The organism is Streptomyces sp. 11x1 (assembly GCF_032598905.1).
Lineage (GTDB): Bacteria > Actinomycetota > Actinomycetes > Streptomycetales > Streptomycetaceae > Streptomyces.
In genome coordinates this window covers 8129505-8153217 of record NZ_CP122458.1, presented here as the reverse complement: position 1 = coordinate 8153217, position 23713 = coordinate 8129505, and the positions used below count along the sequence as shown (strand labels likewise).

Genomic DNA, 23713 nt, shown 5'->3' with positions numbered 1-23713 from the left:
CGCGTTGAGATCGCCCTTTTCTCCGAGGAGTGCCCCGAGATGCCCTTGAACCGCCGGAAGTTTCTGAAGAAGTCGGCCGTGACCGGGGCGGGCGTGGCCGTCGCCGGTACGGCGCTCGCTCCGAGTGCGCAGGCGGCCGAGGTGGCGGCGGCCGGTGGGCAGAAGGCGCCGAAGCGGTACAGCTTCACCGTGATGGGGACGACGGACCTGCACGGGAACGTCTTCAACTGGGACTACTTCACGGACAAGGAGTTCGACGACAGGGCGCACAACGACGTCGGTCTGGCGAAGATCTCGACGCTGGTGAACCGGATCCGCAAGGAGAAGGGGCGCCGGAACACGCTGCTCATCGACGCCGGTGACACCATTCAGGGCACGCAGCTGTCGTACTACTACGCGAAGGTGGACCCGATCACCGCGAAGGGTGGTCCGGTGCACCCGATGGCGCAGGCGATGAACGCGATGGACTACGACGCGGCGGCGCTGGGCAACCACGAGTTCAACTACGGCATTCCGGTGTTGCGGAAGTTCCAGGAGCAGTGTCGATTCCCGTTGCTGGGGGCGAACGCGCTGGACGCGAAGACGTTGCGTCCGGCTTTTCCGCCGTACAGCATGCACCGGTTGCGTACGCCGTTCGGGCGTGATGTGAAGGTGGCGGTGCTGGGGCTGACGAACCCGGGTATCGCGATCTGGGACAAGGCGAACGTGCAGGGGAAGATGACGTTCCCGGGGCTGGAGGAGCAGGCGGCGAAGTGGGTGCCGAAGCTGCGGTCGATGGGGGCGGATGTCGTCATCGTGTCGGCGCACAGCGGTTCGTCGGGGACGTCGTCGTACGGGGACCAGCTGCCGTACATCGAGAACGCCGCGGGGCTGGTGGCGGAGCAGGTGCCGGGGATCGACGCGATTCTCGTGGGGCATGCGCACACGGAGATCCCGGAGTACTTCGTCACGAACAAGGAGACGGGCAAGCGGGTCGTGCTGTCGGAGCCGCTGAAGTGGGGGCAGCGGCTGACGCTGTTCGACTTCGAGCTGGTGTGGAGCAAGGGCTGCTGGAAGGTCGAGAAGGTCGCGGCGCAGGTGCTGAACTCCAACACGGTGGAGGAGGACCCGGCGATCGTGAAGATGCTGGGTGACGAGCACGAGAAGGTCGTGGCGTACGTCAATCAGGTGATCGGTACGAACGCGGCCGAGATGACGTCGGTGGAGGCGCCGTACAAGGATGTGGCGATCATCGATCTGATCAACCACATTCAGGCGGACACGGTGAGGCAGGCGCTCGCCTCGTCGGAGTACGGGGCGCTGCCGGTGTTGTCGCAGGCGGCCGCGTTCTCGCGGAGCGCGGTGATTCCGGCGGGGAACGTGACGATCCGGGATGTGGCGGGTCTGTATGTCTTCGAGAACACGCTGGAGGCGCGTCTGATGACGGGTGCGCAGATGAAGGCGTATCTGGAGTTCTCGGCGAACTACTTCGTGCAGACGGCGGCGGACGCGGTGGTCGATCCGGCGAAGCTGACGAACGCGAACGGGACGCCGGACTACAACTACGACGCGGTGAGCGGGCTGTCGTACGAGATCGACATCGCGAAGCCGGCGGGGTCGCGGATCACGAACGTGCGGTTCGAGGGTGCTCCGCTGGCGGACGATCAGCAGTTCGTGTTCGCGGTGAACAACTACCGGGCCAATGGCGGTGGCAACTTCCCGCATGTGGCCGCGTCCCCGTTGCTGTGGTCGAACTCGGACGAGATCCGTAACACGATGATCGCGTGGGTGAAGGCGAAGGGCGCGATCGACCCGGCGGAGTTCGCTTCGGTGGACTGGAAGCTGACGCGGAACGGTACGCCGGTCTTCTAGAGGTCCAGGTGTTCTAGAGGTCCAGGAGGGACAGGTCGACGGCGTCGGCGATGGCTTTCGCGCCGGCGTCGTTGAGGTGGAGGCCGTCGCCGCTGTTGTAGGCGTCGCGGATGCGGGTGGGGTGGTCCGGGTCCGCGACGGCGGCGGCGATGTCGACGACGGCGTCGAAGGGGTGGCTGTCGCCGAGGAGCCAGGTGTTGACCTCGGTGCGTACGGTCTGGCCCTCTTCGCTGTCGTAGCCGGGGTAGACGGTGCCGGCGTAGGGGCCGAGGGTGGTGCCGATGACGGTGAGGCCCGCGGTGTGGAGGCGGTCGGCGAGGGCGGTGAGCCCGGTGATCAGGTCGGCGGCGGTGGGGAGTTTCGCGGGTTCGGGGAAGGCGATGGCGCCGGGCAGGCCGAGGTCGTTGAGTCCGGCGTGGATGATGACGTGGCTGACGCCGGGCACGTCGAGGACGTCGTGCTGCACCCTGGAGAGCAGGTGGGCGCCTATCTCGTCGGTGAGGAGCCGGTTGCCGGAGATGCCGGTGGTGACGATCCAGCCGTGGGTGAGGCGGCGGTCGAGCTGGGCGGGGAAGCTGTGGCCGGTGCCGGGGGTGGTGGCCATGCCCTCGATCCAGGAGTCGCCGAAGGCGACGGCGATGCGGGTGGTGTCGGGGGCGAGGACGTCGATGCCGGTGACGAGGTGCCCGGTGATGAGTTCGTCGGACTCGTCGAGGGATTCGACGGTGAGCTGGTCGCCGGGGACGGCGTGGCCGACGTCGTGGGGGATGGCGCTGTGGGTGGTGAGGCCGGTGTCGCCGGGGAGGTAGAGGCTGAGGGCGAGTTCCCGGCCGGCGGTGACGGGGGTTTCCACGGGGTCGCTGACGATCTCCTCGCCGGGTGGGACGGTGACGGTCTCGGCGCCGGCGAAGAGGAGGGTGACGTCGGTGGTGGGGTCGATGGTGCTGGCCTCGACGCGGTGGGCGAGGTGGGCGCCGCCGATCTCCAGGGGGGTGCGGCCGTAGCGGTTGCTGAGGCGGACGCGCAGGGCCTCGCCGCCGCCGGTGGGGCGCAGGGTCTGGCGTACGGTCTGGTCGGTGAAGCCTCGGACCTCGAAGAGTTTGAAGGCTTCGTGCGGGTCGATGACGGCGGAGCGGTGGGCGGCGATCCAGGTCTTGCCTGCGCGGGTGCTGGCCATGAGCGAAAGGTAGGCAGTTTCTCTGCAGCCGTCACCCCTCCTGCCCTACTTCTTTACTCTTCAATTACCTTACGTCGACGAGGGGTGTGAGGGTGACGGCGGAGTCGGGCCTGCGTGCGGGCGGGACCTGCGGTCGGGGGTCGAGGCCGAAGGTGGTGAAGGCGGTGCGGCCGGGCAGGGGGTAGGGCTCTTTGCCGGTGAGGGCGTTGAGGATGGTGGCGCTGCGCCAGGCGGCGAGGCCGAGGTCGGGGGCGCCGACGCCGTGGGTGTGCAGTTCGGCGTTCTGGACGTAGACGTGGCAGCCGGAGGCGGTGACGGACGGGTCGAGGATCATCCGGAACCTCTCGTCGACGCGGGGGCGCTCGCGGCTGTCGCGCCGCATGTAAGGGTCGAGGCCGGCGAGGACGCGGTCCAGGGGGCGTTCGCGGTAGCCGGTGGCGAGGACGACGGCGTCGGTGGTGAGACGGGAGCGGGTGCCCTGCTCGCTGTGTTCGAGGTGGAGTTCGACGCGGGTGGTGGCGAGCCGGCCGGCGGTGCGGACGTGCACGCCGGGGGTGAGGACGGCGTCGGGCCAGCCGCCGTCGAGGGTGCGGCGGTACAGCTCGTCGTGGATGGCGGTGATGGTGTCGGCGCCGATGCCCTTGTGAAGCTGCCACTGGGCGGCGACGAGCCGGTCCCGGGTGGTTTCGGCGAGGGCGTGGAAATAGCGGGTGTAGTCCGGGGTGAAGTGTTCGAGGCCCAGCTTGGAGTACTCCATGGGTGCGAACGCCTCGGTCCGGCCGAGCCAGTGCAGGCCTTCCCGGCCGGCGGGCCGGTGCCGGAGCAGGTCGAGGAAGACCTCGGCGCCGGACTGTCCAGCGCCGATGACGGTGACGTGTCCGGCGGTCAGCAGGCGTTCGCGTTCGCCGAGGTAGTCCGCGGCGTGGACGACGGGCACGCCGGGCGCCTCGACGAGCGGCTTGAGGGGTTCGGGGACGTACGGTTCGGTGCCGACGCCGAGGACGATGTTCCGGGCGTGGGTGCGGCCGATCGTTTCGACCTCTCCGTCGGCGTCCAGTCTGCTGAAGTCGACCTCGAACAGGTCCCGTTCGGGGTTCCAGCGCACGGAGTCGACCTGGTGGCCGAACCGCAGTCCGGGCAGGTTCTCGGCGACCCAGCGGCAGTAGGCGTCGTACTCGGCGCGTTGGATGTGGAACCGCTCGGCGAAGTAGAACGGGAAGAGGCGGTCGCGGGTCCTGAGGTAGTTCAGGAACGACCAGGGGCTGACCGGGTCGGCGAGGGTGACCAGGTCGGCCAGGAACGGCACTTGGACCGTGGCGCCGTCGATGAGCAGGCCCGGGTGCCAGTCGAAGGCGGGGCGCTGTTCATAGAAGACGGCGTCGAGTTCTGCGAGGGGGTGGGCGAGGGCGGCGAGGGAGAGGTTGGCCGGTCCGATGCCGACGCCGACGAGGTCGCGGGGGGCTTCGGGGTCGGGCCGGTCGTGGGCGGGGGTCGTGCTCATGTGGGGGTGTGTCCTTCGGCGAGGCTTGCGAGGTCTACGAGCTTCAGCAGGGCGGTGAGGTCGTCCGGCCGGGCGTGGGGGTTGAGCAGGGTGGTCTTGAGCCACAGCCTGTCGTCGAGTAAGGCGCGGCCCAGGACGGCCCGGCCGTCGTGGAGGAGCCGGCGGCGGATGCCGGCGACGGTGGTGTCGCGGGCTCCGGCGGGCCGGAAGAGGACCGTGCTGAGGGTGGGCCGGTCGTAGAGCTCGAAGCCGGGGTGTGCCTCGATGGTGGCGGCGAACTCCTGGGCGAGGGCGCAGACTTGGTCGACGAGCGTGCCGAGTCCGGTGCGGCCCAGGGTTTTCAGGGTGACGGCGGTCTTGAGGATGTCGGGCCGTCGGGTGGTGCGCAGCGACCGGCCGAGGAGGTCGGGCAGGCCGGCTTCGGTGTCGTCGTCGGCGTTGAGGTAGTCGGCGTGCTGGGTGAGGGCGGCGAGGTCGGTCGTGTCCCGTACGGCGAGGAGTCCGGCGGCGACCGGTTGCCAGCCGAGTTTGTGCAGGTCGAGGGTGATGGTGTGGGCGCGGGTGAGGCCGTCGAGGCGGGCGCGGTGCCGGTCGCTGAAGAGGAGGCCGCCGCCGTAGGCCGCGTCGATGTGGAGCCGGGCTCCGTGGTCGTGGCAGAGGTCGGCGAGGGCGGGCAGGGGGTCGATGAGTCCGGCGTCGGTGGTGCCGGCGGTGGCGGCGACGAGGAGGGGGCCCTGGAGGTGGGTGAGGGCGTCGTCCAGGGCGGCGGGGTCGAGGGGGCCGGCGGGGGTGGGGATGACGACGGGTTCGGGCAGGCCGAGCAGCCAGGCGGCGCGGACGAGGGAGTGGTGGGCGTTGGCTCCGCAGACGAGCCGTACGCCGGGGTGTGTCTCGCGGGCCAGGAGCAGGGCGAGTTGGTTGGACTCGGTGCCGCCGGTGGTGACCAGGGCGTCGGCGGCGCCGGTCTCCTTGGCCAGGGCCTGTGTCACGAGTGCTTCGAGGGCCGAGGCGGCCGGGGCCTGGTCCCAGGAGTCGAGGGACGGGTTCAGTACGGAGACGGCGAGGTCGGCCGCGGCGGCGACGGCCAGGGGCGGGGTGTGCAGATGGGCCGCGCAGAGGGGGTCGGCCGGGTCGGCGGTGCCGGCGGCGAGGGCCCGGACCAGGCGGTGCAGGGCGTCCGGGTCGCCGTCGGCGGGGAGCGGTTCACCGAGTGCGTCCCGCATCGCCGCCGTGACCGCCTCCGGGCCGCCGGCGGGGAGGGGTCCGCCCCGGGCCTCTGCCCCTTCTCGCAACGCTTCGAGCACGGTGTCGAGCAGCGGCCGGAGCGCGTCGGGACCGTGGGGTCCCGAGGCGAGAGGCGCAGCGGTCATGGATTCCTCCGAGCACGGGGAATCCCATCTTGTACGCCAATCGGGTGCCGAGCCCGAGAAGGCCGTCAATTACAGCCGAAAGAGGGTATGGGAGAACCCCCTCAACGACAGCGTGCCCCATCGGGGCGCGGGGAACTGCGCGATCAGCCACACACGGTCGCAAGCCCGCCGAACACCCGAACCCCTACGTCGAGAACCGATCTATCCCTGCCGTACGCGCAACGCCCTCGCCAAGTCGTCCAGTTGGTCCACCAGCTTCCGCCTCAACGCCGGAATCACCTCACCGCCCTCGAGAAACCGCTCCCCCAGCCCGAGCGTCTCGGCGTCCACCGCGTACACCGGGAACGCCCACCGCCCCGCGGCCTCCGCGATCGCCGGTCCCCGCCGAGCGGCCAGCGAACCCGCGTCGGCCCAGTAGCGCTCGACGTACTCCGTGAGGAGGTCCGCCTGTTCCGGCTGCCAGAAGCCTTGGGCGGTGGCGGTGAACAGGTAGTTGGAGAGGTCGTCGGCGGTGAACATCGCCTCCCAGGCGGCCCGCTTGGCCTCGGGGTCGGGCAGTGCGGCGCGGCAGCGGGCGGCGCCCTCGCGGCCGCTGGCGCTGGGGTCGAGCTCCAGTTCCGCGTCGATGGTGGCGGTGTCGACCGCGCCGAGGACGGCGAGCCGGCCGAGGACGCGCCAGCGCAGTTCGAGGTCGAGTTCGGGTCCGCCGGGGACCGTGCCGTCGGCGAGCCAGGCGGCGATGGTCTCGGGGTGGGCGGCGACGTCGATGAAGTGGCGTACGGCGGTGAGGCGCAGGCCGGGGTTGTCGCCGTCCTCGGTGCGGCGGATGAGGTCGCGGCACAGGGAGGCGAGGGTGGCGAGGCCGGTGGCGCGCTGTTCGGGGGCGAGGTAGCGGTCGGCGACCTGGGTGCCGGCGAAGGCGAGGACGCCCTGGACGATGGCGAGGTCGGTCTCGCGGGGGAGGTGGGTGCGGGCGGCCTCCAGGTAGGCGGTGGGCGGGAGTTCGGCGTCGCGTACGGCGTCGCGCAGGGCGTTCCAGACGACGGCGCGGGTGAGCGGGTCGGGCAGGCCGCAGAGGTGGCCGGTGACGGCGGTGAAGGAGTCGGGGTCGAAGCGGACCTTGGCGTAGGTGAGGTCGCCGTCGTTGAGGAGGAGGAGTGCGGGCCGCTTGCCGATGGGCTGGTCGGCGGTCTGGGGGAGGTCGAGTTCGATGCGGTCGCGGAGGGTGAGGTGGCCCTGGTCGTCGCCGTGGTCCTGGTCGTAGAGGCCGACGGCGATGCGGTGGGGGCGGCTGCCGGTGCGGTCGACGGTGAGGGTGTAGGTGCCGTCGGCGGCGCGGGTGACCTTGGGGGTGAGGGTGTCGACGCCGGTGGTGCGGAGCCAGGCGTCGGCCCAGGCGTGGACGTCGCGTTCGGTGGCGCCGGCGAGGTTGTCGATGAAGTCGGCGAGGGTGGCGTTGCCGAAGCGGTGGCGGGTGAAGTGGGCGTTGATGCCGGCGAGGAAGTCCTTCTCGCCGAGCCAGGCGACGAGTTGGCGCAGGGCGGAGGCGCCCTTGGCGTAGGAGATGCCGTCGAAGTTGAGGAGGGCGGCGGCGGTGTCGTCGACGTGTCCGGGGGCGACGGGGTGGGTGGAGGGGCGCTGGTCGGCGTCGTAGCCCCAGGCCTTGCGGGCGACGCCGAAGTCGACCCAGGTGTCGGTGAAGCGGGAGGCTTCGGTGAGGGTCTGGTAGCCCATGTACTCGGCGAAGGACTCGTTGAGCCAGATGTCGTCCCACCACTTGAGGGTGACGAGGTCGCCGAACCACATGTGGGCCATCTCGTGGGCGATGACCATGGCGCGGGTCTGGCGTTCGGTGTCGGTGACGGCGGAACGGTAGACGAACTCGTCGCGGAAGGTGACGAGGCCGGGGTTCTCCATGGCGCCGGCGTTGAACTCGGGGACGAACGCCTGGTCGTAGGAGTCGAAGGGGTACGGCTCCTCGAACTTCTCGTGGTAGCGGTCGAAGAGGGCGCGGGTGATGTCGAGGAGTTCTTCGGCGTCGGTGTCGAGGTGGGGGGCGAGGGAGCGGCGGCAGTGGATGCCGAAGGGCAGGCCGCGGTGTTCGGTGCGGACGGAGTGCCAGGGGCCGGCGGCGACGGCGACGAGGTAGGTGGAGATCAGCGGGGTGGTGGCGGCCCGCCAGGTGCCGTCGTCGTGTCGTTCGATGATGCCGTTGGCGAGGACGGTCCAGCCTTCGGGGGCGGTGACGGTGAGGTCGAAGGCGGCCTTGAGGTCGGGTTGGTCGAAGGCGGCGAAGACGCGCTGGACGTCGTCCATGAAGAGCTGGGTGTAGACGTAGGTTTCGCCGTCGGTGGGGTCGGTGAAGCGGTGCATGCCCTCGCCGGTGCGGGAGTAGCGCATGGCGGCGTCGAGGCGCAGTTCGTGGTCGCCCGGGGTGAGGCCCTTGAGGGGGAGGCGGTTGCCGTCGAGGGTCGCCGGGTCGAGGGGTTCGCCGTCGAGGGTGACGGAGCGCAGGTCTGCGGGCTTGAGCTCGACGAAGGTGTCCGCGGCCTTCTTCTTTCCCCGCACGGTGAAGTGGATGGCGGTACGGGAGTCGAAGATCTCGTCGCCGCGCGTGAGGTCGAGTGCGATCTCGTAGCGGTGGACGTCGAGGAGCCGAGCACGGGCATGCGCTTCGTCGCGCGTCAGTACGGACATGAGGGACATGCTGCCTGATGCCCTTGTCGCAGGACAGGGGCGGGCCTGGTACGCGACCTATGTCCGGTCGTACGCGCCGTGCGCCCGGCCGTATGCGGCCTATGCCCGGTCCTTCGCGCCGTCGTGCTGCGCGGGGACGCGCTCCTTGTCGCGCCGGTCGTCGTCGCTGTGGCGCTTGGCGTCGTCGTGGTCCTTGAGGCGTGCGCGCAGGTCGCGGACTTCGCGTTCGAGGGCGTGGGAGCGTTCGTGGGCGTCGTAGAGGTAGCGGACCTTGGTGCGCAGGGCCCAGGGGTCGATGGGTTTCATGACGAGGTCGGCGACGCCGAGGCGGTAGGCGGTGGCGGTGAGTTCGGCGTCGGGGCCGAAGCCGGTGAGGAGGATGACGGGGATGTGCTGGGTCTGTTCGACGCCGCGCATGTAGCGGACGACGTCGAGGCCGCTGACGCCGGGCATGCGGACGTCGAGGAGGAGCAGGCCGACCTGGCCGCGGAGGACTTCCTTGAGGGCCGCGTCGCCGCTGGTGGCGCGTGCCAGCAGGTAGCCCAGTGGGGCCAGGGCGCTCTCCAGGGCGTACAGCGTGTCCTCATGGTCGTCGACGATGAGGATCTTGGCTTCCGACGGCATGGCCTCTCACCGTGTGTGGTCGATTCCTGACGAGGAGTGCTCACGCAGGATGCCCTGTGGAGGACTCGATGTCACTCCCCCGAGGTCGTCGCCTTGCCTGCGGGGGCGTCCGCGTTCGACATGCCGGTCGTGTTCGTCGGGCCGGTCGTGCTCGTCGCGCCGGTCGTGCTCGTCGTGCCGTTCAGGGCGTCGTCCGCGATGCGTTCGTGGTGCCGGATGACCTCGGCGATGATGAAGTTCAGCAGTTTCTCGGCGAACGCCGGGTCGAGCTTGGCGCTTTCGGCGAGGCCGCGCAGCCGGTTGATCTGTTGGGACTCGCGGCCGGGGTCGGCGGCGGGCAGGTGGTGCTCGGCCTTGAGGTGGCCGACCCGCTGGGTGCACTTGAAGCGTTCGGCGAGCATGTGGACGACGGCCGCGTCGATGTTGTCGATGCTGTCGCGCAGCCGGGTCAGTTCGGCCCGTACCTCGGCGTCGACCTCGTCTGTGTTGCTGGTGGTCATGGTCGTCACCCTACGACGCCCCGGTTCGGCGCCCGCACCGGCTTAGAGTGGAGCGTATCGAGACGTCTTCCGGGGGTGCGGACGTGGCGAACGGCGGACCTGTCGAGCACGACTACCCGCATCTGGACACCGTGCGGGCGTCGATCACCGCCCTGTACAAGCGGCTCTCCTACGACACGATCCAGACCTTCGACACCAGCGTGGCCCCCGTCGACGTGGCGTTCTGCGCCACCGACGATCTGCATCTGGGGGCGCAGCGGGTGGCGCGGGAGCTGGTGCGGCACTATCGGCTGCCGGACGCCCGGATGATCGTCGGGTTCCGGGAGATGACGCATGCGGCGCATGTGGAACTGGCGGCGGGGCCGGAGTACTTCGTCGAGCTCAACGACCGTTTCCGCACGCATCGGCGGGACATCGGGGCGGCCCTGGCGCACGAGGTGATGCATGTCTATCTGCACCGGCTCGGGCTGTCCTTTCCCGGGACCCGGGAGAACGAGATCCTGACGGACACGGCGGCGACGTATCTGGGGGCGGGGTGGCTGCTGCTGGACGCGTTCCGGGAGGACGGCGCGTCGTCGCAGAAGCTGGGGTATCTGACGCCGGAGGAGTTCGGGTACGTGCTGGCCAAGCGGGCCCAGTTGTTCGGTGAGGATCCGTCGGTGTGGTTCACCAGCGCGCAGGCGTATTCCGCGTACGAGCAGGGGCGGGCGCGGGCGCGGAGCGACGAGCGGCAGCCGCCGCTGACGGCGGCGGGGTGGGTGGGGCGGCGGCGGTACGTGCGGGATCGGCGTCATGCGCGGGACGACCTGCGGTCGGCTTCGCCGGAGGTGGGGGCGTCCGGCATGGGGGTGCCGTATGTGTTCACGCCGGAGGGGCGGGGGGCCGCGTTGCGGGTGTCGTTTCCCTGTCCTACGTGTCAGCAGCGGATTCGGGTGCCGGTGCGGGGGCGGGTGCGGGCTCGGTGTGGGTTGTGTCGGACGGTGCTGGAGTGTGACACGTAGGGGTCGGGGGGCGGGGGCGCGGGAGGGGGTGGTGCGTGCGGTGCGTGGGCGGGTGCGGGTGCGGGTGAGTGGGGGCTTGTCGCGCAGTTCCCCGCGCCCCTTGGAAGCTCCCAGCGGGCCCCTGTTCGAGAGGCGGGCCCATGTCAGCCTGCGCCGTACACCGGGCCCGGCTCTCGTGCCTGGGTCAGGAGTTTGCGTACTGTCTCTCCCGCCTCGCGCGGGGTGCGGCGGGCGCCTTCGTCCTCGGTCGGGCCCGGGTGCCAGCCTTCCATGACGGTGATGCGGCCGGCCTCCGTCTCGAAGACGCGGCCGGTGACGCCGTCGCTCGCGGGGGACCCCAGCCAGACCACCAGGGGGGAGACGTTCTCGGGGGCCATGGCGTCGAAGCCGGTCTCGGGCGCGGTCATGGTCTCGGCGAAGACCGTCTCGGTCATTCTGGTGCGGGCCGCGGGGGCGATCGCGTTGACCTGTACGCCGTAGCGGGCGAGTTCGGCGGCGGCGACGAGGGTGAGGCCGACGATGCCCGCCTTGGCGGCGCTGTAGTTGCCCTGACCGAGGGAGCCCAGCAGGCCCGCGCCGCTGCTGGTGTTGATGATGCGCGCGGTCGGGGTGCGGCCCGCCCTGGTCTCGGCGCGCCAGTGGGCGGCGGCGTGTTTCAGGGGGAGGAAATGGCCCTTGAGGTGGACGCGGAGGACGGCGTCCCAGTCGTCCTCGTCGAGGTTGACGAGCATGCGGTCGCGCAGGAAGCCGGCGTTGTTGACGAGGGTGTCGAGCCGGCCGTAGGTGTCCAGGGCGGTGCGGACGAGGGAGGAGGCGCCGTCGGTCGTGGCGATGTCCCCGCCGTGTGCGACCGCGTCCCCTCCCCCGGCGCGGATCTCATCGACGACCCGGGCGGCAGGGCTGTCGGGGTCCGGTGTGCCGTCGAGTCCCACGCCGAGGTCGTTGACGACCACGCGGGCGCCCTCGGCGGCGTACGCGAGCGCGTGCGCGCGCCCGAGCCCGCGGCCCGCGCCGGTCACGATGACCACGCGCCCTTCGCAGAGCCGCCCTTCGCGGTACGGGGGTGTGCCGCTCATCGTGGTTCTCCTTCGTCAATGACTGTGGGGGCCGTCGCCGCGTCCAGGAAGGCGGGGCGTTCGCCGCCGCCGTGGACGAGGAGGGAGGCGCCGGTGATGTAGGCGGCCGCGTCGGAGGCGAGGAAAACCGCCGCGTCGCCGATGTCGGACGGGGTGGCGAGGCGGCCCAGCGGGACGGTGCGGGCGACGGCGGCGATGCCGTGCTCGTCGCCGTAGTGGAGGTGGGAGAGCTCGGTGCGGACCATGCCGAGGACGAGGGTGTTGACCCGGATCTCCGGGGCCCACTCCACGGCCATGGAGCGCGCGAGGTGTTCCAGGCCGGCCTTGGCGGCGCCGTAGGCCGCCGAGCCGGGTGAGGGGCGGCTGCCGCTGACGCTGCCGATCATCACGATCGCGCCGCGGGCCCGCCGGAGGTGGTCGTGGGCGGCGAGGGAGACGGTCAGCGGAGCGGTGAGGTTGAGCTCGACGACGCGGGCGTGGCGGCGGGCGTCGGTCGCGGTGAGCGGGCGATGGGGTGTGCCGCCGGCGTTGTTCACGAGGACGTCCACACGGGGCAGTTCGGCGAAGAAGCGGTGCACCGCGTCGGGGTCCCGAACGTCCAGCGGCATGAACTCGGCGCCCTTGAGCGGGACTTCGGGTGGTCGGCGGGCGCAGGTCACGACGTCGGCGCCGGCTTCGGCGAGGGCTCGGGCGATGCCGGCGCCGACACCGCGCGTGCCGCCGGTGACGACGGCGACCTTCCCGTTGAGCCGCATCCGCTGCTACCTTCCGCAGGAGAGACGCACCAAACAAACGTTAGGTGGAAGGTAGCTGATGCTCCGATGACTGTCTCCACCTCGTCCCCGGAAAAGGGGATTTCCGTCGTCACGGTCGACTTCCCGCCGGTGAACGCGCTGCCGGTGCGCGGGTGGTTCGAGCTGGCCGAGGCCGTGCGCGACGCGGGGCGCGATCCCGAGGTGCGGTGTGTCGTGCTGGGCGCGGAGGGGCGCGGGTTCAACGCCGGGGTGGACATCAAGGAGATCCAGGCGGTGGGGCACAGCGCGCTGATCGGCGCCAACCATGGTTGCGCGGAGGCATTCGCCGCCGTGTACGAGTGCGAGGTGCCGGTGGTCGCCGCCGTCCAGGGGTTCTGTCTGGGCGGCGGGATCGGGCTGGTGGGGAACGCGGACGCGATCGTGGCGAGCCAGGACGCGACCTTCGGTCTGCCGGAGCTGGACCGGGGCGCGCTCGGTGCGGCGACGCATCTGGCACGGCTGGTGCCGCGGCATCTGATGCGCGCGCTGTACTACACCTCTCGTACGGCGACCGCCGCTGAGCTACGGGCGCACGGTTCGGTGTGGCGGGTCGTGCCGCGCGCCGAACTGCCGTCCGCCGCGCTGGAGTTGGCGCGGGAGATCGCCGCGAAGGACGGTCGGCTGCTGCGGCTGGCCAAGGCCGCCATCAACGGCATCGACCCCGTCGACGTCCGCCGGAGCTACCGCTTCGAGCAGGGCTTCACCTTCGAGGCGAACCTCAGCGGGGTGGCCGACGAGGTCCGCGACACCTTCGGCGCGGCGGGGAAAGCCGGGACGGCGGTGAGGGCCGGGAGGGCGGGTGCGGACAAGGCGGATCCGCCGGCCGAGGAACGGGACTCGGCCGGGGGACGGGAGGCGGCCAGGGAACAGGGCACCGCCGGGAAGCGGGACGCGGCCGGGAAGCAGGGCGCGGTGGAGGGGGATCCGGGTGAGTGACAAGGCCATGACCGCCGACGAGGCCGTCTCGCGGCTGGTGAGCGGGATGACGCTCGGCATCGGCGGCTGGGGCTCGCGCCGCAAGCCGATGGCCCTGGTGAGAGCGGTGCTCCGGTCCGGGATCACCGATCTCACGGTGGTCTCCTGCGGCGGCCCGGACGTCGGGATGCTCGCCGCCGCCGGACGGATCCGGAAACTGGTCGCCCCCTTCGCCACCCTGGACTCCATCCCCCTCGAACCCCATTTCCGCGCGGCGCGCGAGCGGGGCGCGTTCGAGCTGATGGAGATCGACGAGGCGATGTTCCTGTGGGGCCTGCGCGCCGCCACGCACCGGCTGCCGTTCCTCCCGGTGCGGGCCGGCATCGGCTCGGACGTGATGCGGGTCAACCCCGGACTGCGTACGGTCACTTCACCGTACGACGACCGGGAGACCTTCGTCGCCATGCCCGCCCTGCGCCTCGACGCCGCCCTCGTCCACGTCAACCGGGCCGATCGGCGGGGCAACGGCCAGTATCTGGGACCGGACCCGTACTTCGACGACCTGTTCTGCGAGGCGGCCGACGCCGCGTACGTCTCGTGCGAACGGATCGTGGACACGGCCGAGTTGGCGAAGGAGGGACCGCCGCAGACGCTGCTGGTCGCCCGGCATGCGGTGACGGGGGTGATCGAGGCCCCGAACGGCGCGCACTTCACCTCCTGCGCCCCCGACCACGGCCGGGACGAGGCCTTCCAGAAGCTGTACGCGACCACGCCCTGGGAGGACTTCGCGGAGCGGTTCCTCTCCGGCGACGAGGCCGCCTACCAGTCGGCCGTACGGGCTTGGCGGAAGGAGGTTTCGTGAACGCGGGGACGACGAACGAGGCGACGCCGACGGGTGGCGCGACGCGTGCCGAGTACTGCGTGATCGCCTGCGCGGAGGCCTGGCGCGGGGCCGGGGAGATCCTCGCGAGCCCCATGGGGCTGATCCCGTCGCTGGGCGCGCGCCTGGCGAGGCGGACCTTCTCGCCCGACCTGTTGCTGACCGACGGCGAGGCGCTGCTGGTCGACCTCGACGGCACCGTGGAGGGGTGGCTGCCCTACCGCCGGCACCTGGACCTGGTCACCGGCGGCCGACGGCACGTGATGATGGGCGCGAGCCAGATCGACCGGTACGGCAACCAGAACATCAGTTGCGTCGGCGACTGGGCGAGGCCGAGGCGACAGCTGCTGGGGGTGCGGGGTGCGCCGGTCAACACCCTGAACAACCCGACCAGTTACTGGGTTCCGAAGCATTCGCGGCGGGTCTTCGTCGAGAAGGTCGACATGGTGTGCGGAGTGGGTCACGACCGCGTGGCCGCGCATCCGGCCGCCGCCCGCTTCCACCATCTGCCGCGGGTCGTGTCGGACCTCGGGGTGTTCGACTTCGCCACGCCCGACCGCGCGATGCGGCTGGCCTCGCTGCACCCCGGGGTCACGGTGGAGCAGGTGCGGGAGGCGACGGGCTTCGCACTCGCCGTCCCGCACGAGGTGCCGTACACACGGGAGCCCACGGCGCAGGAGCTGCGGTTGATCCGCGAGGTGCTCGATCCGGCGGGCGCCCGTTCCCGTGAGGTTCAGGGCTGATGGAGACGGCGTTCACCCGGCTCGTCGGCGTCCGTCATCCGGTCGTGCAGACCGGTATGGGGTGGGTGGCCGGCCCCCGGCTGGTCTCGGCCGCGGCGAACGCGGGGGCGCTCGGGATCCTGGCCTCCGCGACGATGACGCCCGCGCGGCTCCGGGACGCCGTACGGGAGGTGCGGTCCCGCACGGACGCGCCGTTCGGGGTGAATCTGCGGGCCGACGCGACGGACGCGCGGGAACGGGTGCGGATCGTCGTGGAGGAGGGCGTCCGGGTGGCGTCGTTCGCGCTCGCGCCGTCCAGGGAGCTGATCGCGGAGCTCAAGGACGCGGGTGTGGTGGTGATCCCGTCGGTGGGCGCCCGGCGGCACGCCGAGAAGGTGGCGGCGTGGGGTGCGGACGCGGTGGTCGTGCAGGGCGGCGAGGGCGGCGGACACACCGGGGAGGTGGCGACGACCGTGCTGCTGCCCCAGGTCGTGGACGCCGTCGACATCCCCGTCGTCGCCGCCGGCGGCTTCCACGACGGGCGGGGTCTGGTGGCCGCGCTGGCGTTCGGGGCGGCCGGGGTGGCGATGGGCACCCGGTTCCTGCTCACCTCGGACTCGACGGTGCCCGACGCGGTGAAGGCCCGCTATCTGGCGGCGACCGTCAAGGACGTCACCGTCACGCGGGCCGTGGACGGGTTGCCGCACCGCATGCTCCGCACGGAATTCGTGAGCGCGTTGGAGGCGTCCGGGCGGGCGCGCGCCCTGCTGCGCGCCGTGCGGCACGCGGCCGCGTTCCGGCGGCTCTCCGGGCTGACCTGGCACGGCATGGTCCGCGACGGCCTGGCGCTGCGGCGCGGCAAGGACCTCGCCTGGAGCCAGGTCCTGCTCGCGGCCAACACGCCCATGCTGCTCCGGTCCGCGATGGTGGACGGCCGTACGGACCTGGGGGTGATGGCGGCCGGCCAGGTCGCCGGCGTGATCGACGACCTGCCGTCCTGCGCGGAGCTGGTGGAACGGATCATGAGGGAGGCGGACGAGGTACGGGGGCGCCTCGGCGACGCCTGACCCCTACGCGCGGGGGCGCCTCGGCGACGCCCGACCCCTACGCGCGGGGGTCTCGGCGACGCCCGACCCCTACGCGCGGGGGTCTCGGCGACGCCCGACCCGCTACGCGCGGACGCGCCGTTCGGCACCTCCCCCTGGCCGTCAGAGCCTCTCGATGATCGTCACGTTCGCCTGGCCGCCCCCCTCGCACATGGTCTGGAGGCCGTAGCGGCCGCCCGTGCGCTCCAGTTCGTGCAGGAGGGTCGTCATCAGCTTCGCGCCGGTCGCGCCCAGAGGGTGGCCGAGGGCGATGGCGCCGCCGTTGACGTTGACCTTCTCCGGGTCGGCGCCCGTCTCCTTCAGCCACGCCAGGACGACCGGCGCGAAGGCCTCGTTGATCTCGACGAGGTCGATCGCGTCGAGGGTGAGGCCGGACTTCTTCAGGGCGTACGCGGTCGCCGGGATCGGCGCGGTGAGCATCCGGATGGGGTCCTCGCCGCGTACGGAGAGGTGGTGCACGCGGGCGCGCGGTGTCAGCCCGTGCTCCCGTACGGCGCGTTCGGAGGCGAGCAGCAGCGCCGCGGCGCCGTCGGAGACCTGGGAGGAGCAGGCGGCGGTGACGGTGCCGCCGTCGATGACCGGCTTCAGCGCGGCCATCTTCTCCAGCGAGGTGTCCCGGCGCGGCCCCTCGTCGGCGCTGACGTCGCCGTACGGCACGGTCTCGCGCGCGAAGCGGCCCTCGTCGAGGGCCCGTACCGCCCGGCGGTGGGAGCGCAGCGCGTACTCCTCCTGGTCGCGGCGGCTGATGCCCCATTTCGCGGCGATCATCTCGGCGCCGGCGAACTGGTTCACCGGCCGGTCGCCGTAGCGGGCGCGCCAGCCCTCGCTGCCCGCGAAGGGGCCCTCGGTGAGTCCGAGGGGGACGGCGGCCTGGCGGGAGGCGAAGGCGATGGGGATCATCGTCATGTTCTGGACGCCGCCCGCGACCACCAGGTCCTGGGTGCCGGAGAGCACTCCTTGCGCGGCGAAGTGCACGGCCTGCTGCGAGGAGCCGCACTGCCGGTCGACGGTTGTGCCCGGTACCTCCTCTGGCAGCCCGGCGGCCAGCCAGCTGGTCCGGGCGATGTCACCGGCCTGCGGGCCGACCGTGTCCAGGCAGCCGAAGACGACGTCCTCCACGGCGGCCGGGTCCACGCCGGCGCGTGCGACGAGCGCCTTGAGGGCGTGCGCGCCGAGGTCGGCCGGATGGACCTGGCCGAGCCCTCCCCCGCGCCGCCCGACAGGCGTCCGGACCGCTTCGACGATATAGGCCTCGGCCATGGCAACTCCCTTGACGTCAGAGGTTGTTCACCGATCGAGCTCCGGTTCGTGCGTTTTGAGCTCCGGGTCGTGCGTCGCGGCCCCGCCGCGGGACCGCGCGTGTACGGCGATCCCGTCCAGGACCATCGACAGGTACTGCCGGGCGATCTCCTCCGGGCCGAGCTGTCCGCCGGGCCGGTACCAGGAGGCGGCGACCCACACCGTGTCGCGCACGAATCGGTAGGTGAGCCGGGTGTCGAGGTCGGCACGGAACTCCTGGGCGGCCACACCGCGTTCCAGCGTGGCCAGCCATGCCTTCTCGAACTTGCGCTGCGAGGCGTCGAGAAACTGGAACCGGTCCTGCGCGACCAGCTTCTTGGCCTCGTTCTGGTAGATCGCGACGGCGGCGCGGTGCCGGTCGATGGCGCGGAACGACTCGACGACCAGGGCCTCGAAGGTCTCCCGGGGACGCAACTCGGCGTCCAGGACGGCGTCGTAGCCCTCCCAGAGTTCGTCGAGGAAGGTCCGCAGGATCTCCTCCAGCATCGCGTCCTTGGACTCAAAGTAGTAGTAGAGGCTGCCCGCGAGCATGCCGACGTCGTCCGCGATCCTGCGGACGGTGGTGGCGTTGTACCCCAGATCGGCGAAGACCTCCGCGGCCCGGTCGAGGAGTTCCCGGCGGCGGGCGGGCGCGGCGGGCGGCTTGTCGCCGGCGGTCGTCCGGGGCTTCTTCTTGGTCGGCACGCTGTTCCTCGTCCTCACGGGTGCTGGTCGCTCATGGGCGCTGATTGCGCACGGGTACTGGTTGCTCACGGATGCTGGTTGCTCACGGAGACGATCTCACCCGTCAGGTACGAGGAGTAGCCGGACGCGAGGAACACGATCACGTTGGCCACCTCCCAGGGTTCGGCGTACCGCCCGAGGGCCTCGCGCGCGGTCAGTTCCTCCAGCAGCTCCGGGGTGGTGACCTTCACCAGGTGCGGGTGCATGGCGAGGCTGGGCGAGACGGCGTTGACCCGGACCCCGTACGCGGCCGCCTCGATCGCCGCACACCTGGTCAGGGCCATGACGCCGGCCTTGGCGGCGGCGTAGTGCGCCTGGCCGGCCTGGGCGCGCCAGCCGACGACGGAGGCGTTGTTGACGATGACGCCGCCGCCGTTGTCCCGCATCAGTCGCAGCGCGGTCCGGGTGCAGCGGAACGTGCCGTTCAGTGTCACGTCCAGCACCTTGGACCACTGCTCGTCGGTCATGTCGACGAGGTCGCTGGTGCCGCCGAGGCCCGCGTTGTTGACGACGATGTCGAGCCGTCCGTGCAGCCGGGCGCCGGCCTCGAACAGGGCCCGCACCTGGTCCTCGTCGGTCACGTCGCACGGCACCGCCCGGACGGACTCCGCTCCGAACTCCTCGGCCAGCTCGTCCCGGTACGCCTTGAGTCTGCGCGTGTGGGCGTCGCTGATCAGTACGCGCGCGCCCTCCTCCAGGAAGCGTCGTGCGGTGGCCCCGCCGATGCCCGCGCCGGCCGCGGCGGTGATCACGGCGGTGCGTCCGGCGAGCAGACGGTGGCCGGGGAGGTACGCCGGAGGGTCGACGTTCTTCATGCGGGCACGGTAACCTACCAAACACTTGTTAGGGAAGGAGCAGTGCTCCATGGACCTCGCTTGTTCCCCTGCCGACGAGGCCTTCCGCGCCGAGGCCCGCGCCTGGCTGCGCGGCCATGTCCCGTCGGGGCCGCTCCCGTCCCTGGAGACCGAGGAGGGCTTCGCCGCCCATCGGGCATGGGAGGCCGAACTCTTCGCCGACCGCTGGTCGGTGGTGAACTGGCCGACCGCGTACGGCGGCCGCGACGCGGGGCTGCTCCGCTGGCTGCTCTTCGAGGAGGAGTACTACGCGGCGGGCGCCCCGGGCCGGGTCGGCCAGAACGGCGTCAACCTCCTCGCCCCGACCCTGTTCGACCACGGCACCGAGGAGCAACGGGCGCGCGTGCTGCCCCCGATGGCCTCCGGCGAGGTGGTGTGGGCCCAGGCCTGGTCGGAGCCCGGGGCCGGGTCCGATCTGGCCTCGCTCACCTCCCGGGCCGTGCGCGCGGACGGGGGCTGGTTGCTGAGCGGGCAGAAGACCTGGTCGTCACGGGCGGCGTTCGCGGACCGGGCGTTCGGCCTGTTCCGCAGCGAGCCCGGCACCGACCGGCCCCACCAGGGGCTGACGTATCTCATGTTCGACCTGCGCGCCCCGGGGGTGACGGTCCGCCCGATCGGCCGCCTCGACGGCAGGCCCGCGTTCGCCGAGCTCTTCCTCGACGACGTGTTCGTGCCGGACGAGGACGTCATCGGCGAGCCCGGCCAGGGCTGGCGCATCGCGATGTCCACCGCCGGCAACGAACGCGGTCTGACGCTCCGCTCCCCGGGCCGCTTCCTGGCCTCCGCGCACCGGCTGCTCGCCCTCTGGCACGACCGGGGCAGCCCGGCGTCCGCCCGCGAGGCGGTGGCCGACGCGCTGATCGGCGCCCGCGCCTACCAGTTGTTCACCCACGCGGCCGCCTCCCGCTTCCTGGAGGGCACGCCGATCGGCCCCGAGGCCAGTTTGAACAAGGTCTTCTGGTCCGAGTACGACATCGCCCTGCACGAGACGGCGCTCGACCTGCTCGACGAGGAGGGCGAGTCGGCGGACACCGACTGGTCCGAGGGGTACGTCTTCTCCCTCGCCGGCCCGATCTACGCCGGCACCAACGAGATCCAACGCGACATCATCGCCGAACGCCTCCTCGGCCTGCCGAAGGGCCGCCGCTGATGCGGTGCCCTCCTGAAGGGGGTGCCGCTGATGCGCGGAGCGCGCCTGAGAGGCCGCCCCCGACATGTGGCCTCGACTGCGAGGGCCGTCCGCCGAGCGATGGTCGCCGCCCGCAGACCACCGACAACGCTCGGCGCCGACCTCAAGGGCCTCCGCCGAGGCGTGGCCCCCGCCCGCAGGGCCCCGCCCCGTGGGGCCGCACCCCGACGCACGGCCTCGGCCTTCAAAGGCCTCAACTGACGCGTGACTCCCTCCCGAAGGCCACCGCCGACGCGCGGCCCGGCCTCAAAGGCCACCGCCGACGCGCGGCCCGGCCTCAAAGGCCACCGCCGACGCGCGGTCCCGACCCCAAGGGCCTCAGCTGACGCGGGCCCCCGCCCGAAAGGCCGTCACCGGATGCGTTTTCTCCTGGACACCGAGCAGCGGGCGTTCGCCGAGTCGCTGGACGCCATGTTGTCGGCCGCCGGCACGCCCGCCGTCATACGGGCCTGGGGGCGCGGGGAGCACAAGGCGGGGCGTGCGGTGTGGGCGCGCCTCGGGGACGCGGGCGTGTTCGCGCTGGGGGCGCCGGAGGCGTACGAGGGGGTGGGCCCGCTCCCCGTCGAACTGGCCCTCGCCTTCGTGGAGTTGGGTCGGCACGCGGTTCCGGGACCGCTCGTGGAGACGGTGACGGCGACGGTGCTCCTGGCGGGCCTGGGGGACCCGGGCCCGGCCAAGCGCCTGCTCCCGGCGCTGGTGTCGGGCGAGGCGATGGCCACGGTGGCGCCGTCGCCGGGGTCGTACGCGCTGGACGGGGACACGGCGACGACCCGCCTGACCCTCGCCCCGGAGACAGGCGAACTGCGCCTCGCCCCCGGCCACGGCCCCGTGCGCCACTCCCTGGACCCGGCCCGCCGCCTGACCCCGCTCTCCCCCGGCGGCGACCTCCTCGCCGCCGACCCGTCCCTGCTCGCCCACGCCCTCGTCTGGGCACGTCTCGCGGTCGCCGCGCAGGCGCTCGGCGTCGGTCTGGCGCTGCTCGACAGGACGGTGGCATACGTCAAGCAGCGCACCCAGTTCGGTGTGCCCGTGGGGTCGTTCCAGGCGGTGAAGCACCGGCTGGCGGACGCCAAGGTGGCCCTGGAGTTCGCGCGGCCGCTGGTCTTCGGGGCGGCGGTCACCCTGGACCCGGCGGACGCGGCGGCGGCCAAGGTGACGGCGTGCGAGGCGGCGTACGCGACGGCGCGCACGGCGCTCCAGGCGCACGGCGCGATCGGTTACACGGCCGAGTACGACCTGTCCCTCTGGCTGACCAAGGCGCGCGCGCTGCGGAGCGCGTGGGGCTCGCCCGACGAATGCCGGGACGTGGTCCTCAGCGGTCCTCAGCTGTGATGACTGCCCGGGACTACGGGACGATTCCCTGCGCCCGCGCCGCCGTCAGCCAGCTGGGAAACGCGCCCAGCAGTCGGTCGTACAACTCCGCGTCGGACACAGACCCCGGATCCGAACCGGCATGGAAGAAACCGGCGTTGTCGACGACCCGCTTCCCCGGCACCGCCAGCTCGTCCAGTCGGCGCAGGAAGTCGAACTGCTTGCTGTCGGGGTCGCCGAAGCCGATGAACTGCCAGAACAGAGGGAGACGAGCGGCCTTGCAGACGTACTTCTCGGCGGCGAGCCGGCTGGTCGGCCCGCCGTCGGTCTGGAACACCACGAAGGCCGGGGCGCTCCCGCCGCAGTCGAGATAGTGGTCGATGACGGCGTCCATGGCCACGTGGTAGTTGGTCTTCCCCATGTGTCCGAGCCCGGTCACGATCCGCTCGACGCGGCCGTGGTGACCGGTGAGGGCGATCTCCGTGACCGCGTCGACCCCGGTGGAGAAGAAGAAGACCGGCACGCTCCCGTCGTCGTCGAGCTGCGCCGACAGCCCGAGCACCCGATCGGCGAGTGCCTGCACGCTGCCGTCTCTGTAGTACGGCCGCATGGAGCCGCTGTGGTCGACCACGAGGTAGACGGCGGCGCGCTGCCCCCGCAGACCGTGTCGGTCGAGGGAGGCCCCGGCGGCCTTGTACAGATCCACCAGCGCGGGGGCGGTCTCCTGCATCTTGCTGAGGCTGATGGCGGGCATGAGGGGCCTCCCGGCACTGGAGCGCGACGAAGATCCCGAGGCTAGGCCCTGTCGTCACATTCCCCTCGTCGCCCGAAGGGCTGCCCCGCGGCGTCGTGGGGGTACCTCCCGGTCGAGCGGCGCAGCCGAGACCGGGGGAGCGCGCTCTCGGCGTGCCGGGCACTGACTCGCGTACCGGACGTACTCGGGTCAGTGCCCGGCACGCCGAGAGCACGTGCATGGAGCTGCGGGGCAGGCGGGAATGTGACGACAGGGTCTAGGGCACTCCCCCGCAGCGCGCCCCCGCCCAGGTTCGCTATTTTGTTCGCCGCCGTCCTCACCGGCTCGTCATCAGCCCCGCACCCACAAGGAGCCGGCCGTGGAACCCGAGTCCTCGTCGTCGTCCGAGCCCGCCGTCACCACCTGTTACCGCCACCCGAACGTGGAGTCCTACGTCCGCTGCACCCGCTGCGAGCGGTTCATCTGCCCGGACTGCATGCGCGACGCGGCCGTGGGCCACCAGTGCCCGGAGTGCGTGAAGGAGGGCGCGAGAAGCGTCCGCCAGGCCCGCACGGCCTTCGGCGGCCGGATCTCGGCGGTCCCGCTGGTGACGTACGTCCTGATCGGCCTGAACGTCGTCGCGTACGTCGCCGAGCTGCTCCGCCCGTCGATCGTCGACGACTTCGCGATGCTGGGCCGGGGCCTCGCCGGCCCGGACGGTCTGCGCTACGTCTGGCAGAGCGCCTACCCGGGCGACTTCCACCTCGAAGGCGTGATCGACGGCGAGTGGTACCGCCTCCTCACCGGCGCCTTCCTCCACATCCCGCCCACCGAGGGCACGTTCGGCATCCTCCACATCGTGATGAACATGGTCACGCTGTGGAACGTGGGCCGGGTGGTGGAGGCCCAGCTGGGCCGCGCCCGCTATCTGAGCCTGTACCTCCTCTCCGCCCTCGGCGGCTCCGTCCTGGTCCTCCTCCTGGCCCCCGACAGCAGCACGGTCGGCGCCTCCGGCGCGATCTTCGGCGTCTGCACGGCGTACTACGTCCTGGCCCGCCGCCTCGGCGCCGACCCGGCGGGCATCAACCGCTTCATGGCGGGTCTGCTGATCTGGCTGGTCATCTCGGCGGTCGTGACGTCCTGGCAGGGCCACCTCGGCGGCCTCCTCACAGGCGGCCTGACCGCCCTGGCCTTCGCGTACGCACCGAGGGACCGACGCAGGGTGCTGGTACAGGCGGGGGCGTGTGTGGGGGTGCTGGCGCTGTTGGTGGTGCTGGCGGTGGCGAAGGTGGCGGCGATGACGGGCTGAGCCCTCGCCTGGGACATGCGACGGCGCCCGCCCGATAGTCCGGTCGGGGACTGGTGGGCAGGCGCCGTCTGTGTTCCGTAC

At 71.7% G+C, this 23713-nt stretch carries 20 protein-coding genes and 1 pseudogene; 9 read left to right on the top strand and 12 right to left on the bottom strand.

The window, feature by feature from the left end; translation table 11 throughout:
* The first annotated feature begins 39 nt into the window (after positions 1-39).
* Entirely contained in the window at positions 40-1851 is a 1812-nt protein-coding gene (locus P8T65_RS35735) for a 5'-nucleotidase C-terminal domain-containing protein (protein ID WP_316729292.1), read from the top strand.
* 13 nt (positions 1852-1864) lie between these two features.
* On the opposite strand, the gene P8T65_RS35730 is transcribed toward P8T65_RS35735, so the two are convergent.
* The 6 genes from P8T65_RS35730 to P8T65_RS35705 form a co-directional block, all read right to left on the bottom strand.
* The gene (locus P8T65_RS35730; RefSeq protein WP_316729290.1) at positions 1865-3028 is read right to left on the bottom strand and encodes a GDSL-type esterase/lipase family protein; all 1164 of its coding nucleotides are present in this window, start codon (positions 3026-3028) and stop codon (positions 1865-1867) included.
* A 64-nt stretch (positions 3029-3092) separates the two neighbouring features.
* Positions 3093-4529 (bottom strand): SidA/IucD/PvdA family monooxygenase, encoded by a 1437-nt coding sequence (locus tag P8T65_RS35725; protein WP_316729288.1) that lies wholly within the window; start codon positions 4527-4529, stop codon positions 3093-3095.
* Positions 4526-5899, bottom strand: a complete 1374-nt coding sequence (locus tag P8T65_RS35720; protein ID WP_316729286.1) for an aminotransferase class V-fold PLP-dependent enzyme — start codon at positions 5897-5899, stop codon at positions 4526-4528. The genes P8T65_RS35725 and P8T65_RS35720 overlap by 4 nt, the downstream gene beginning before the upstream one ends.
* A gap of 201 nt (positions 5900-6100) precedes the next feature.
* Positions 6101-8605 carry an aminopeptidase N gene (gene pepN / locus P8T65_RS35715; RefSeq protein ID WP_316729285.1) on the bottom strand — a complete coding sequence of 835 codons (2505 nt, stop codon included), beginning with the start codon at positions 8603-8605 and terminating at the stop codon, positions 6101-6103.
* Between the two features lie 90 nt (positions 8606-8695).
* Positions 8696-9220, bottom strand: coding sequence for a response regulator (locus tag P8T65_RS35710; RefSeq protein ID WP_316729284.1), 525 nt, complete (start codon positions 9218-9220; stop codon positions 8696-8698).
* A gap of 71 nt (positions 9221-9291) precedes the next feature.
* Positions 9292-9720, bottom strand: coding sequence for a chorismate mutase (locus P8T65_RS35705; protein WP_316729283.1), 429 nt, complete (start codon positions 9718-9720; stop codon positions 9292-9294).
* Between the two features lie 83 nt (positions 9721-9803).
* On the opposite strand from P8T65_RS35705, the gene P8T65_RS35700 reads away from it, so the two are divergent.
* A complete protein-coding gene (locus P8T65_RS35700; protein ID WP_316731831.1) occupies positions 9804-10721 on the top strand; it encodes a hypothetical protein in 918 nt (305 codons plus the stop codon).
* Between the two features lie 143 nt (positions 10722-10864).
* Here the strand turns inward: P8T65_RS35700 and P8T65_RS35695 are convergent, their stop codons facing one another.
* A complete protein-coding gene (locus tag P8T65_RS35695) occupies positions 10865-11797 on the bottom strand; it encodes an SDR family oxidoreductase (protein ID WP_316729282.1) in 933 nt (310 codons plus the stop codon).
* Entirely contained in the window at positions 11794-12552 is a 759-nt protein-coding gene (locus P8T65_RS35690; RefSeq protein WP_316729281.1) for an SDR family oxidoreductase, read from the bottom strand. Before P8T65_RS35690 ends, P8T65_RS35695 begins: the two co-directional genes overlap by 4 nt.
* A 66-nt stretch (positions 12553-12618) precedes the next feature.
* Here P8T65_RS35690 and P8T65_RS35685 point away from each other — a divergent pair.
* The 4 genes and pseudogenes from P8T65_RS35685 to P8T65_RS35670 all read left to right on the top strand — a co-directional run.
* A pseudogene (locus P8T65_RS35685) lies at positions 12619-13356 on the top strand (enoyl-CoA hydratase family protein); the annotation flags it as partial.
* Between the two features lie 163 nt (positions 13357-13519).
* Positions 13520-14368: a CoA-transferase gene (locus P8T65_RS35680; protein WP_316729280.1), complete on the top strand. Its 849-nt coding sequence runs from the start codon at positions 13520-13522 to the stop codon at positions 14366-14368.
* On the top strand, positions 14365-15129 hold the full coding sequence (locus P8T65_RS35675; RefSeq protein ID WP_316729279.1) for a CoA-transferase: 765 nt from the start codon (positions 14365-14367) through the stop codon (positions 15127-15129). Before P8T65_RS35680 ends, P8T65_RS35675 begins: the two co-directional genes overlap by 4 nt.
* Entirely contained in the window at positions 15129-16175 is a 1047-nt protein-coding gene (locus P8T65_RS35670) for a nitronate monooxygenase (protein WP_316729278.1), read from the top strand. Before P8T65_RS35675 ends, P8T65_RS35670 begins: the two co-directional genes overlap by 1 nt.
* A 141-nt stretch (positions 16176-16316) precedes the next feature.
* Here the strand turns inward: P8T65_RS35670 and P8T65_RS35665 are convergent, their stop codons facing one another.
* The 3 genes from P8T65_RS35665 to P8T65_RS35655 form a co-directional block, all read right to left on the bottom strand.
* Positions 16317-17474, bottom strand: coding sequence for an acetyl-CoA C-acetyltransferase (locus P8T65_RS35665; protein WP_316729277.1), 1158 nt, complete (start codon positions 17472-17474; stop codon positions 16317-16319).
* Positions 17475-17501: 27 nt separating this feature from the next.
* Entirely contained in the window at positions 17502-18197 is a 696-nt protein-coding gene (locus P8T65_RS35660; RefSeq protein WP_316729276.1) for a TetR/AcrR family transcriptional regulator, read from the bottom strand.
* 65 nt (positions 18198-18262) lie between these two features.
* On the bottom strand, positions 18263-19051 hold the full coding sequence (locus tag P8T65_RS35655; RefSeq protein WP_316729275.1) for an SDR family oxidoreductase: 789 nt from the start codon (positions 19049-19051) through the stop codon (positions 18263-18265).
* A 49-nt stretch (positions 19052-19100) separates the two neighbouring features.
* Here P8T65_RS35655 and P8T65_RS35650 point away from each other — a divergent pair, with 49 nt between their 5' ends.
* Both P8T65_RS35650 and P8T65_RS35645 read left to right on the top strand, forming a co-directional pair.
* A complete protein-coding gene (locus P8T65_RS35650) occupies positions 19101-20240 on the top strand; it encodes an acyl-CoA dehydrogenase family protein (protein ID WP_316729274.1) in 1140 nt (379 codons plus the stop codon).
* A gap of 396 nt (positions 20241-20636) precedes the next feature.
* The gene (locus P8T65_RS35645; RefSeq protein WP_316729273.1) at positions 20637-21611 is read left to right on the top strand and encodes an acyl-CoA dehydrogenase family protein; all 975 of its coding nucleotides are present in this window, start codon (positions 20637-20639) and stop codon (positions 21609-21611) included.
* Between the two features lie 13 nt (positions 21612-21624).
* Here P8T65_RS35645 and P8T65_RS35640 read toward each other — a convergent pair whose 3' ends face one another.
* Entirely contained in the window at positions 21625-22344 is a 720-nt protein-coding gene (locus P8T65_RS35640; RefSeq protein WP_316729272.1) for a VWA domain-containing protein, read from the bottom strand.
* A 358-nt stretch (positions 22345-22702) separates the two neighbouring features.
* Between P8T65_RS35640 and P8T65_RS35635 the strand changes: the two genes are divergently transcribed.
* Positions 22703-23632: a rhomboid family intramembrane serine protease gene (locus P8T65_RS35635; protein ID WP_316729271.1), complete on the top strand. Its 930-nt coding sequence runs from the start codon at positions 22703-22705 to the stop codon at positions 23630-23632.
* Positions 23633-23713: the final 81 nt, after the last annotated feature.